The organism is Thalassospira sp. GB04J01, assembly GCF_000751115.1.
In the GTDB taxonomy this organism is placed as follows: Bacteria; Pseudomonadota; Alphaproteobacteria; order Rhodospirillales; family Thalassospiraceae; genus Thalassospira; species Thalassospira lucentensis.
The window spans coordinates 128,709-141,088 of the sequence record NZ_CCDX020000015.1; the positions used below are offsets into that span (position 1 = coordinate 128,709).

A 12,380-nucleotide genomic window follows, 5' to 3' on the forward strand; every position below is an offset into this window, starting at 1 on the left:
GGTTATCTCCGTGCCCGTGGGTCGAGGAAGCGATAGAGCACGTCAGACAGCATGTTCACGCTGATAAAGACGGCACCCACGACAACAGTTCCACCCAGAACCGCATTCATATCGGCATTGAGCAGTGAATTGGTGATGTACAGGCCAAGACCGGGCCAGGCAAAGATGATTTCGGTCAAAACCGACCCTTCGAGCAGGTTGGCATATGACAGCGCAATCACGGTGACCAATGGCACCATGACGTTGCCCAGCGCATGGCGCCAGATAATGCGATGTTCGGAGATGCCTTTGACCCGTGCGGTCAGAATGTATTCCTGACTGAGCTGTTCAAGCATGAAGGATCGGGTCATACGCGCAATATAAGCCAGCGAGAAATAGGCCAGGATGGATGCGGGCAGAATGATGTGTGACACCGCATTCCAGAACAAATCCATATCGCCTTCGATCAGCGTATCAACCAGCATCAAACCGGTAGTGGGTTCGATGAAATCGACATAGAACGCATCAAGGCGGCCGGGGCCGGCAACCCAGTCAAGTTTCATATAGAAAACCAGAAGCCCCATCAGGCCAAGCCAGAAGATCGGCATCGAATAGCCAGCAAGGCCAATGACGCGGACAACGTGGTCAGGCCATTTCCCTTTGTTGATTGCGGCAAAAACACCCGCCGGGATGCCCAGAATGACACCGATAATGGTGGCTATGGTGGCAAGTTCGAGGGTGGCGGGGAAAACGCGTTTGATGTCGTCAAGGACCGGGTTCGACGTCAAAACAGACGTACCGAAATCGCCTTGAAGGATATTGGAAATATAAATAAAGAATTGCTGCCAAATTGGCAGGTTAAGGCCCATTTCTTCGCGCACGCGGTCATAGACGGCTTGCGGAGCACGGTCGCCAACGGCGGCCAGAACCGGATCAATTGGCAGAACGCGGCCAATCAGGAATGTGACCAGAAGCAGACCAAAGAATGTAATGGCCAGCGAAAAAACAAGGCGCAGGAGGCTTCCTGCCTTGCCGGAAAAGAGACGGGCGCGTGTGCGCCCGTCCCGGTTTTTGCGTGTAACAGCGGACATTACGACCGTTGTCTCCTTAGTCTTTGGTGACAAAACGATAATAGTTGTTATCGAACGACGGACCGAGGACGAAGTTGTTCACATTCTTGCGCATGGACGCAATTTCAGTTTCCTGGAACATCACGACGAACGGACCGCTTTCGAGAACTTTTTTCTGAAGGTCGACATACATTGCTGCACGTTTCGCATCATCGCGTTCAAGGGTTGCGGCATCGGTTTCAGCCGTAAGGGGACCAGCGTCCCAAGCGTTACGCCATGCCAGCGGTTTTGCAACGGCATCGTCGGAGTTATCCGGATTCCAAGCAAAGGTCGATGCATTGGTGTGCGGATCCTGATAATCCGGGCCCCAGCGACCGATATAGATATCGTGCTGACGTGCGCGGTATTTGGTCAGCGTCTGTTTGCCATCGCCCGGAATGATTTCCAGATTGATGCCCGCCTGCGCCCAGGTTGCCTGGATCGACTGTGCCATCGCCATGATTGCGGTGGTGTTACGGGTATCCATGGTGACACTGAAACCATCGGGAAGGCCTGCTTCGGCCAACAGTTCCTTGGCTTTTTCGATGTTCAGGCTATAGGGATTTTCGTTATAGGCACCAAGGAAACCTTCAGGTAGGAATGCCTGATGGATCTGGGAACGACCTGCGAGGATGGTTTCGGAAATACCTTTGTAATCGACAAGGTATTTCAGGGCTTCGCGGACCTTCGGATTGGACAGATATTCGTTTTTCTGTGACAGGCCAAGATACCAAAGCGCACCTTTACCCTTTGACATCAACTTGATGTCGTCGTCACCCTTGATCGATGCCAACTGATCGGCTTCGAGGTTACGGGCAATATCAATATCGCCTTTTTCCAGAAGGAGCTGCTGGGAAGCGGCTTCTTTGACGTTACGGATGATGACGCGCTTCATTTCAGGTGCGCCATCCCAGTAATCTTCGTTCGCCGTCAGGCTCAGGCTTTGACCCGCGGTCCATTTGTTCAGTTTGAACGGGCCGGAGCCGGCATAGTTGGTTTTCAGCCACTCGTGACCGAGATCGCCGTCGACTTCGTGGGCAAGGACTTCTTCCTTATCGATCACTGCACCGACACCTGCGGTCAGGCAATACAGAACGAAGCTTGGCGCATAAGGTTTGTCGAGTTCCATGACCAGCGTCGACTCGTCGGTCGCACGGATTTTTTCTTTGACGTTGTCCGGGGTAAGGCCGAACTGGCCAAGGATAAAGGCCGGGGACTGATCAAGCAGGATCACACGTTGCAGCGAGAAGGCGGCATCTTCGGCAGTCAGGTCATTGCCCGACGCGAATTCAACGCCATCACGCATTTTAAAGGTGAAGGTTTTACCATCTTCTGAAACGTCCCAGCTTTCGGCCAGAACGCCATAGATTTTTGACACGTCATCATTATCGAACCCGATCAGACGGTCATAGGTGTTACCGGCATATTCGGCACCGGAAAATTCGAAAATCTGTGCCGGATCGAGTGTGATGATGTCATCAATGGCGAAGGCCATGACCAACGCGTTTTTCGGCGTGTCTGCCTGTGCTGCCAATGGCGTAGTTATGAGCGCGGTCCCCATGACCAGCCCTGCAATAAATTTGCGCATGATGCGCCTCCCGTTTTGTTGTTGTGGGACAGCAGGCCTGAGCAATGCGTGTTTCAGACACCAGCATGAAACTGTATCTGAAAAATTCACATCACCTGAAAGTGGGGCGGCCTGCAAGATCGTTGTCTGTTGTTCGCGAAGCTGAGCATAAATTATACGATTAATCAATGACCAGACGGTCAGGATTGCCTAAATTCCACGCAATGGCGGTGTGAATTCAGATGTGTTCGCGTATCGGTTGTGAATTTCGGGCGTTCGGGCCCGTAAAGGACAGACGCAAAAAATGAGGGCCGCCGGGAAGAGGGGATTCAGACACAAAAAAAGCCGCTTTTGAAAAGCGACTTTTGCATACTCTTTAAAAGAGTGGCGCGAGTGACGAGACTTGAACTCGCGGCCTCCGGCGTGACAGGCCGGCGCTCTAACCAACTGAGCTACACCCGCGCGGTGTGTGGCGCGGTTTATATAAATACCGCTGTCTGCTGGCAAGTGTTTTCTGGCCGAAATTTCAAAGAAAAACAACGCCGACACTTTGTGTGATCAGGCGCATGAAATCGGCCAAAAACAAAAAAGCACCAGCGGTAAAACCGAGGTGCTTTTTTGTTTCATTCCCATTGGGAGGGAATGGCGCGAGTGACGAGACTTGAACTCGCGGCCTCCGGCGTGACAGGCCGGCGCTCTAACCAACTGAGCTACACCCGCATGGTGTGTGGCGCGGTTTATATAAGTGGCTGTGCGCTGTGGCAAGGGCTTTTTGAGTGCGAAAAGTAATTTTCTTTACCGTCTCGCGCAAAAGTTTAACCCGGCCCGTGAAATGCGCCTTCGCCGTTTCTGGTGCGCCAGTCCAGACAATTATTTATAGCGTGCAGCAAGATGATTGATCGCGTGTCAGGGCGGTCAATATGGCTTTGTCCGCAGGATCGTTATTCGCGCGGCAGTTCATAGCGTTCGGCAAGTTTGGTCAGGGCGGCAACGGTGGCCTGTTCCACAGTTGTGCCAAACCCGGTGACGCGGCTTGCCAGAATGACATAGAGAGAATCAATATGAAGCTGCGACACAAGAAGCTGTTTTTCGTTCGCCGTTGTGCGGTCCGCGACGAAGCTTTCCATTGATTTTGCAATCTGGGTCATCAGGGGATACTGGAACGTCCCGCCAAGCGCCTTTACCGAATAGGCAAGGTCACCGCAGGCCGCAACAGCCTCCGGGCGCCTGGATTTATCGCCCAGCGCGCCGATGACAATTTTTCGGCAATCCATAAGTTCTTTGCCGACGTCGCGCACAAAGGTCTCTGTGCTGCGCTGAACAACATTTTCGAGTTCTTCGAGCTGTTCGGGGGACAAATTAATGTCGAACCCCTTGACGAAATTCACAGCACGCCGCTTCAGGTCTGTCTGAGCCGGAATGATCTGTACGTTTTTCTTTTTCTTCGGTTCTTCTGGTGTCACGATTGCTCCGCTTCCCCAGTCATAATGTGTCATCCGTTACAGTTCCCTTCGGTCAGGGCCGTCGAATTGTACCTGTCTACGGCGCCTATCGGGACCAAAATACGTTCCGGTATTAATGAAACGTCGTGGTCGCGCGATGACCGAAACCAAGCGACTATACAGTGCCTTGGCATTGAAGGGTTTTGCAAGAAATTCTGTAATTCCAAGATCGCGTGCTGTCGTCACATACTTCATTTCGGAATGTGCGGTCAGCATGATCACGGGGATAAAGCGGTTTGGTGAGTTGGTCGAATTGCGCATGACATCCAGGAATTCCAGCCCGTCCATACCACGCAGCCGCCATTCGCAGACAACAATGTCAATCTGTTCGCGGCGTAGCACGTCAAAGGCGTCATTGGGCGTCTTAACCCGCTGAATATGACTGGCACCAAGATATGCGAGGGTATCATACACAACCTGTGCTGAAATCTTATCCCCGTCTACAATCAGAAAACTGATTTTACTAAAGTCGATTTTTGCGTTCATCCAGCCTTGCTTCCTGAGCATCATCACGAAATGCGTCGGTGTTCAGGGGAACAGCACCAAACCCCTAGTGTGCTGTTGGTCTTAAACCCTTATACCTTTGTCTGGTTTCCAGCAAGCGCAAACAGATCGGAAAACCGAGCTGAATTCTGACAAATACTGACGCGCAGACAGTTGAAGGTATTGAACAAATGACGTTTCAGTTTCTTATGTTTTTGCTCGTGCCCAAGAGAGCAGCCCATCATATTGGGCTGTCGTTCCCGGAGTAAAGGGGGAGGCTGTTTTATTTCAGGGGTTCAGTTGCGCCTTCTTCATCAATGACCTGTACGGCAACGCCCGATTCCTCGAACATTTCGGTCGAAATTTTCATATCCTGTTCCCAACGTTCAAGAAAATCGTCGGTCAGTTTGCTTTTGTCGACAAAAACTTCGGCGATGCCCGCCTGAATGATCGCACGTGCGCAGTCGCAGCAGGGAAAATGTGTCACATACAGCGCGCAGCCATCAAGCGATGTTCCCGTATAACTGGCATTGTAAATGGCGTTGCGTTCGGCGTGTTCGGTATAGGCGTATTTTTCCGGGCGTTGATGGCGACGTTCGACTGTGTCATCGACACCGCGCGGAAAACCGTTATAGCCAACAGCCCGGATTTCTTTTTTGGGGCCGATGACAACCGCACCAACCTGCGTGCTGCGATCCTTTGACCAGTCTGCGATATGTGCCGCAAGACCAAGAAAGCGATGGTGCCATTTGCTCATGAAAAGGGGCCCTGTTGCCAAAGGTGTATCAGATTAATCAGCGTGTCACATTTACGCAGCGCTGCGCATGCTATCAGGTCTTTTAAGAAGGTGCTCCTTGTAATTGTCCAGTGAAAAATCACATTTTTGTAAAGGCATTTAGTGAAAAGTCCCTGTTCAAAGCGGGGCTTATTGACTATTAAGGGGATACCCCCAGAAAAGATCAGGACGCCTTGACGCCTCGCCGCAGATGCAGGCCGAAGCGGAAGGGCTCATGTGTAACCCAAATAACAAGAGGTATTAGCCGATGCGCCGTCAACGTAAGGCGAAAATCATCGCAACCCTGGGGCCAGCGAGCTCTCATCCAGATATGCTGGAGAAGATCGTAAAGTCAGGTGTAGATGTTTTCCGGCTGAATTTTTCGCATGGTGAACATGCAGAACACCAAAAACGTTTCGAAGCAATCCGCGCTGTAGAATCCAAACTCGGCCGTCCGATCGGGGTTTTGATGGACCTTCAGGGTCCTAAAATTCGCGTCGGGACCTTTGCCGATGAGCAGATCGAGCTTGCGGCTGGTGATACGTTCAAATTCGACATGGACAAAAAGCCGGGCGACAAAAAACGCGTTTCCCTGCCGCATCCCGAGGTTTACGCAGCCCTGAAACCGGGCGCAAACCTTTTGCTCGATGATGGCAAGCTGCGTATGCGTGTTGAAAAATGCGATGACAAATCCGCAGAATGTACCGTGATCACCGGTGGACCGCTGTCCAACCGTAAGGGCGTTAACCTGCCTGACGTCATGTTGCCGATGTCACCGTTGACCGAAAAAGACCGTATCGATCTTGATTATGGTCTGGAAATGGGCGTTGATTTTGTTGCGCTGTCATTCGTTCAGCGTCCTGAAGACGTTGCCGAAGCACGCAAAATCATTCAGGGCCGTGCGGCCATCGTTTCCAAACTGGAAAAGCCGCAGGCGATTGAGCATCTTGCCGAGATTGTTGATCTGTCGGACATCATCATGGTTGCCCGTGGCGACCTTGGTGTCGAATGCCCGCCAGAAGATGTGCCGATCTTGCAGAAACGCATCATCAAGGCTTGCCGCGAAGCCGGTAAGCCGGTGATTGTTGCGACCCAGATGCTTGACTCGATGGTGTCAAACCCGACCCCGACCCGTGCCGAAGCATCCGACGTTGCCACCGCCATTTATGATGGTGCCGATGCGGTGATGCTGTCTGCGGAAAGTGCGGTGGGCAAATATCCGCTTGAGACCGTCTCGATCATGGACCGTATTATGGTCCGGGTCGAAGAGGACGAGCTTTATTATCGTCTGCGCGATGCCAATCGTCCTGACCCGGAACACAATTCCCCGGATGCCATCAGTGCTGCTGCCCGTCAGGTGGCGGGGACCATTGGTGCCAAGGCTGTTGTGACCTATACCACGTCGGGTTCGACGTCGCTTCGTGCCGCGCGTGAGCGTCCGGAAGTTCCAATTCTGGGCCTGACGCCGAAAATCCAGACCGCACGTCGGATGACGTTGTGCTGGGGTGTGCATGCCGTGTTTACCCGTGATGCGACGAACTTCGCAGAAATGGTTGGCATTGCATGTGAAGTTGCCCAGCGCGAAGAATTCGCCAAGGTCGGGGATTCGTTGGTGATCACCGCAGGTGTGCCGTTTGGGACGCCCGGTGCAACCAACATCCTGCGCATTGCATGGGTTAGCTAACGGCGTCTTTGACGTTTGTTTGCCGATTTACCAAAACGGGTGGCTTTCAGGGCCGCCCGTTTTTCTTTGTCTGGCTTTTGGACTACGAGGACGTGCTGTGGTCTAAAACAGGCCGGAAAGACTGGTCTGGCGTGGCGGGGCGTGGGGTTTTATGCCTGTCGTTGTATAGGCCTCTGTATTGTTAATGTTTTTTTGAGTCTTTCCGTCGATAGTTGATCGGTAATCAGGCATGTATCTGATGATATGTGATGGTTGCAAATGGGGAGCCGAGGATAGACGATCGGTCAGGTTGTGAAGCGCGCCAAGTTCTGTTTAAACTGCGCTGACACAATAATAAAATCAGGGTGTTGGCGTTTGTTAACACCGACCTGCCGCAAGGCACGGGACCAGGGGAATTGCTGCGACAATGCTGAGTTGGATGTTCAATCGGCAAAAAAATACGGGTGACGCGGGGCTTGATGATAAAGCCACGGCGAAGCTTCGTGACCTTGCACAAACGGTCCGTACTGTTGCACCTGATGCCTTTGGTGCAGATCAGGCCAACGCACAGGCGCGCCGGATTCCCCGAAAGCAGCCTACGGACGATGTTCCCAATCTTTCGGCACTTGAACATGCTGCGCGCCTTTCATCGGAAATGGTCGACGCAGAAGACGATGAAGACAGCTCACCGGATTTTGACAGCGACGTTCGCATGGATGTTGCCCGGCGCCTGCGCCGCCATCTTGCCGATGTCAGCCCGTCCGAACGATTGACAATGGTTGATGAGTTCGTAGCGGCCATTGCCAATATGGGCGATTGCTATCGCCCGCAGGTCATTGCGCTGATTGATCAGGAACTTGGCCATACACCTTATATGACCCGTCAGGCTGCAACGCGTCTGCGTCAGGATATTCAGGCGATTGGCCGGGTATCGATTGGTGAATATATTGAACTTCTGAGCGATTCGGATTTCCTTGATGTCATGCGCGGTCGCGGTGAATTTGTTCAGACCGCTTCGGAACGGGCACGTTCCGAGCAGAAAGCCGCCGCAAAGGCGCGTCTGATTGAACAAAAATCCGAAAAAGAGAAGGGCGGTCTTTTGAACCGTCTGCTGTCATCTGATGAAACGCCGCGCAATGTTGTCGCATTGGCCCCGCATTTTGCCGAGCGTCTTGAAAAGAAACCAGCCGCACCGGCAAATGATTTGTTGGGCGGACAAAACCGTATTTCGCGGCAGGCACAACGCCGGATTGCGCACTTTATCATGGCGTCGCTGTTTGACACATTGGTTGAACAGGGGCGTATGCGGACCGAAGTTGCCCGTGCGATGCGCCAATCTGTGCGCCAGCGGATCGAAAAGGCGCGGTTTGAAAACCGCATGCCGGCCCATGATCCGGTCGATGGCATGATGGTTGATATTGCCGATGGCCAGATGGAAGATCACGGCGAGGAAGTCGCGTCAAATACCCAGATGACAATTGACCAGTATGTTCTTGATGCGCTGTCGCGCAATGAGGATGCACTGGTGGTGCAGGCGCTGGGGCATTATGCCCAGCTGCCGGTGGTTGTTGTATCCAAAATTCTTGATTCAGGCAGTGCGCGCGCAATCACCGCATTGGCATGGCGTTCGGGCATGACCGCACCGTCTGCGGTTGTCTTGCAGCTTAGCAGTGGCATTCCGGAAGCCAGTATCGAAAGTCCGGCCGCGGGCGGGCGCTATGCCCTGGCGACGACGGATATGGATTGGTATATCGATTTCTTTAACGATATGAAGCCATCGGTATCCAAGCCGCGCGTCGAAAAAGAACCTGATGCAGCCGCGCGTGAAGCAAAACCGCGTGAAGGCGTCGGACAAAGCCGCCGGACCCGCAAGGGAAGTGGCATTGAAGGATTGGTCTCTGATAGTCGGCCCAAGGGTCGTAAGGGAGACTGAATGCCATGAGCAACAATCACGGCATTTCCTATGACGGGCTGAAATACGCGCTCAACATCAAGGAAAGCTATCAGAGCAGAGAGCCGCTTACGGTGATGGGCGCTGCCAAGCAACTGCGTTTGTTGATGCCTGAACACTTGCTGAGCAATGATCTGGCCTTGATGCAATATGATGATCCGATTGCACTGGCAGTGATTGCGACCCGTGACCCGGAAAGTCCGATGGCACTTGCCGCGGCCATTCGTATGGGGCCGCACGCAAAGTGCAAGGAACTGATTACTGGCGTGTTTGAAGTGGTTTCTGATGCGACCAAGCACGAACTGGTGGCCGATTGCGCCAAGCTTCTGACCAAGAATGCCTTTAGCCCGGAAGCATTTCATTTGGTGCGCACGCGCGCATCCAATCACGTTGTCGAAATTCGTGAATCCTATCGCCGGGCGATGGCCGAAAATCTGCGCGCGCTTTTGGATGGTAAGATGGTTGCGCGTGAATTTGTCGAAGAGTTTATTGAACTGGCGTCGAACGGCAATCTGCGCATCGATATATATCGCCGTCTGGTGATGAAATTGATGCGATCCGATGCAGTGCGGCCAAGTGTCAAGTTCATGCTGCTTGAACGTCTTGATCAGTTCCCGCAGATGGTCAAGCTTCAGATTGTTAACGAGGTTAACTCCGCACCCGATACCCCGGAGTATCAAACGTTAAAGCAGGAATTGCGCTGGATTTACGAAGCCAAGCAAAAGCAGCCAGCGTCGCAAGCGCCGATAAATGCAGCGTCACGTCCGATCAAGGATATGGCGGCAGGCACGCAAATTGATTTTGGTGTTGCGGCTGGCCTTCACCGTCGCAACAGCATCATCAAACCCGTAGAACAGACCCTAAAGCGCACGGTTAATCCACCGATGATGAGCAGCGGCGGGTTTAGTTCGCGCGAACTGTCGTCCTGGCTGAACTAGAGTCTTCTGTTTTCCAAATAGATACCGTTTAGCTCACCAGCCGGGATTCCGCGGCGTTACTGTGTGGGCCAGTGTGAAGTCCAGCCTGTTTTTCCAGATATACCGTACAGATGACCCGCATCAAGGATGCGAAATTGGGAATGTCACCGCGTTGGGTGAAGACTTCGTCATGGATTTTGCCCAAAAATTGTGGGGTGCTAAACCCTTCGCCCGCTGCGATTTCATCGAGAATTTGCCAGAAGCGCAATTCAAGGCGCAGGCTGGTGACAACACCATTCATCCGAATAGACCGGCTTACGCACTGGTAGAGTTCGGGTTCGGTGCCGGAATATATTTGACACATATTGATGGCCTTTCCTGAAAGTGCTGTCGGTTATATTGGGTCGACAGCTTTTCTTTTTACAGGGCCATGGTCAGGCAAATGTCGCCCAAGCGCAATCAGCGATTGGGCGACATGCGATCACAATTTGATTTCGGTGCCCAGAACCACAAGGAAGGCAGCCATCCATTTAGGGTGGGCGGGCCATGCCGGGGCGGTCACTAGGTTTCCATCAACACAGGCGTCATCAATGGCGATATCGGCATAGGTGCCACCGGCCATCTTTACCTCAGGAGCGCAGGCCGGGTAGGCCGATACACGGCGACCTTTGAGGATGTCTGCTGCCGCAAGAAGCTGTGCGCCATGACAGACAGCTGCAATCGGTTTCTTGGCGTCGTTAAAGTCGCGCACAAGTCGAATGACATCTTCGTTCAGGCGTAGATATTCCGGTGCACGACCGCCGGGGATGACAACGGCGTCATAGTTTTCAGCACGAGCGGCCGCAAAGTCGGCATTGAGTGCAAATTTATGGCCGGGTTTTTCGGTGTAGGTCTGATCGCCTTCAAAGTCATGGATGGCGGTTGATATCGTGTCCCCAGCCTTTTTATCCGGGCAGACCGTATCGACGTTGTGGCCAACGGCCAACAAGGTCTGGAACGGAACCATGGTTTCGTAATCCTCGGCAAAGTCGCCAACGATCATTAGAATTTTCTTTGCAGACATTTTTTATCCTCCCGCGGGTTTTTGATCCCATAACTATAGGCCTGTTTACGGGCGCGCGGGTAACAGCGGGATACTACGTTGTTTATGCGCAACGGGTAACACAATCCATTGGCGGATCGTCAGGCTTCTGTGCATAAAAAAAAGAGGCCCGATCGGGCCTCTTTTCAGTCGAAAGTCTTTTTGTCGGCGTGTCAGCTGTTCGAGGTATCTGTTTTCGAAGCTGGTGCCTTGCTTGCCGGTTTGGCCGCAGACTTGGTCGCGGTTTTTGCCGTGCTGGCGCGTGACCGGGTTGCTGGCTTTTTTGCCGGAGCCTTGGCAGCAGCGGGTTTCGCCGCTGGTTTTGAAGCCGGTTTTGCTGTTGCCTTGGCAACGCTTGCTGTTTCTGCGGTTTCTTTGATGTGCAAATCACGCTGCGGGAAGGGAATGGAGAAGCCCGCGGCTTCGAGTTCGGTTTTGGATTTGCGAGTCAGATCAAAGAAGGTCGGCCAGAAGTCTGTCGTTGCGACCCAGCCACGTGCGGTTAGATCAACCGAGCTTTCACCAAGTGTGGCGACGAAGCTCATGGGTTCGGGGTCTTTGAGAACGCGCGGATCGGATGCCACAAGTTTTTTAAGGAATTCAAGTGCGGCATCAACGTCATCGTCATAGGCAATACCGACCTTGATGTCGAGGCGGCGGGTCGGGTTGCGCGAATAGTTTTTGATCGCACTATTCCAGATCTGCGAATTCGGGGCCGAGATAAAGACGCCGTCCGGCGTTTTTAGCAAGGTCGTGAACAGCGTGATTTCAACAACGGTTCCCGAAACAGAGCCAGCCTCGACAAACTCATCAACCTTAAGCGGGCGCAGCACAAGGATCATAACGCCAGCGGCGATATTTGACAGTGTCCCTTGCAGGGCCAGACCAATGGCCAGACCGGCGGCACCGAGTACGGCGATGATACTTGCAGTTTGCACACCGAAGTTCGACAGAACGGCGATGAGAACAAAGATTAAAACCGTGTAGCGCGCGATGCTTGCGGCCAGTGGTTTTAATGTTGAGTCGACAAATTTGGCGTTCTTGAGTGAGTGGCGGACAAGTGCCGAGGCACGCCCTGCGACCCACCAGCCGGCGATAAGAAGAATGATTGCGCCCAGAATATCCAGGCCGAAGCCCAAAGCGAAGGATTTCAGCGCTTCTGTGATCGTTGCAACATCGGTTTCAAGCATATGAACCTCGTCCGCTCCGTGTCATGGTTGTATTGATTGCTACTCATACGTTTGTATGAGATACTTAACAATACAGGTTTAGCAGCTGTTGAAAAGTGGCCAACAACACCGAAATGTAACTATCGCTATGGAACAGATCGTGTTTTCGTGCGTTTTACGTCAT

General features: G+C 52.8%; 11 protein-coding genes and 2 tRNA genes. 3 read left to right on the forward strand and 10 right to left on the reverse strand.

Annotation, left to right across the window (positions count from 1 at the left end; translation table 11 throughout):
- Positions 1-2: 2 nt before the first annotated feature.
- The 7 genes from AMM48_RS16345 to AMM48_RS16375 all read right to left on the reverse strand — a co-directional run bounded on the left by AMM48_RS16345 (position 3) and on the right by AMM48_RS16375 (position 5,397).
- Positions 3-1,070: an ABC transporter permease gene (locus AMM48_RS16345; RefSeq protein ID WP_102784914.1), complete on the reverse strand. Its 1,068-nt coding sequence runs from the start codon at positions 1,068-1,070 to the stop codon at positions 3-5.
- Positions 1,071-1,086: 16 nt separating this feature from the next.
- The gene (locus tag AMM48_RS16350) at positions 1,087-2,676 is read right to left on the reverse strand and encodes an ABC transporter substrate-binding protein (RefSeq protein WP_102784915.1); all 1,590 of its coding nucleotides are present in this window, start codon (positions 2,674-2,676) and stop codon (positions 1,087-1,089) included.
- Between the two features lie 364 nt (positions 2,677-3,040).
- Positions 3,041-3,117, reverse strand: a tRNA-Asp gene (locus tag AMM48_RS16355).
- A 181-nt stretch (positions 3,118-3,298) separates the two neighbouring features.
- Positions 3,299-3,375 (reverse strand) — tRNA-Asp (locus AMM48_RS16360).
- Between the two features lie 221 nt (positions 3,376-3,596).
- Entirely contained in the window at positions 3,597-4,151 is a 555-nt protein-coding gene (locus AMM48_RS16365; protein ID WP_101304588.1) for a transcriptional regulator, read from the reverse strand.
- Between the two features lie 3 nt (positions 4,152-4,154).
- Complete coding sequence (locus tag AMM48_RS16370; protein ID WP_101304589.1) at positions 4,155-4,643, reverse strand: response regulator; 489 nt, start codon at positions 4,641-4,643, stop codon at positions 4,155-4,157.
- A gap of 280 nt (positions 4,644-4,923) precedes the next feature.
- Entirely contained in the window at positions 4,924-5,397 is a 474-nt protein-coding gene (locus tag AMM48_RS16375; protein WP_022730469.1) for a dCMP deaminase family protein, read from the reverse strand.
- Between the two features lie 286 nt (positions 5,398-5,683).
- Here AMM48_RS16375 and pyk point away from each other — a divergent pair, with 286 nt between their 5' ends.
- The 3 genes from pyk to AMM48_RS16390 all read left to right on the forward strand — a co-directional run bounded on the left by pyk (position 5,684) and on the right by AMM48_RS16390 (position 9,967).
- On the forward strand, positions 5,684-7,099 hold the full coding sequence (gene pyk / locus AMM48_RS16380) for a pyruvate kinase (RefSeq protein ID WP_022730470.1): 1,416 nt from the start codon (positions 5,684-5,686) through the stop codon (positions 7,097-7,099).
- 406 nt (positions 7,100-7,505) lie between these two features.
- Positions 7,506-9,011 carry a DUF2336 domain-containing protein gene (locus tag AMM48_RS16385; RefSeq protein WP_102784916.1) on the forward strand — a complete coding sequence of 502 codons (1,506 nt, stop codon included), beginning with the start codon at positions 7,506-7,508 and terminating at the stop codon, positions 9,009-9,011.
- A 5-nt stretch (positions 9,012-9,016) separates the two neighbouring features.
- Complete coding sequence (locus AMM48_RS16390) at positions 9,017-9,967, forward strand: hypothetical protein (RefSeq protein ID WP_102784917.1); 951 nt, start codon at positions 9,017-9,019, stop codon at positions 9,965-9,967.
- 28 nt (positions 9,968-9,995) lie between these two features.
- Here AMM48_RS16390 and AMM48_RS16395 read toward each other — a convergent pair whose 3' ends face one another.
- The 3 genes from AMM48_RS16395 to AMM48_RS16405 form a co-directional block, all read right to left on the reverse strand.
- Complete coding sequence (locus tag AMM48_RS16395; RefSeq protein ID WP_102784918.1) at positions 9,996-10,310, reverse strand: ribbon-helix-helix domain-containing protein; 315 nt, start codon at positions 10,308-10,310, stop codon at positions 9,996-9,998.
- Between the two features lie 117 nt (positions 10,311-10,427).
- The gene (locus tag AMM48_RS16400) at positions 10,428-11,009 is read right to left on the reverse strand and encodes a DJ-1/PfpI family protein (protein ID WP_102784919.1); all 582 of its coding nucleotides are present in this window, start codon (positions 11,007-11,009) and stop codon (positions 10,428-10,430) included.
- A 191-nt stretch (positions 11,010-11,200) separates the two neighbouring features.
- The gene (locus tag AMM48_RS16405; protein ID WP_102784920.1) at positions 11,201-12,217 is read right to left on the reverse strand and encodes a mechanosensitive ion channel domain-containing protein; all 1,017 of its coding nucleotides are present in this window, start codon (positions 12,215-12,217) and stop codon (positions 11,201-11,203) included.
- Positions 12,218-12,380 lie beyond the last annotated feature (163 nt).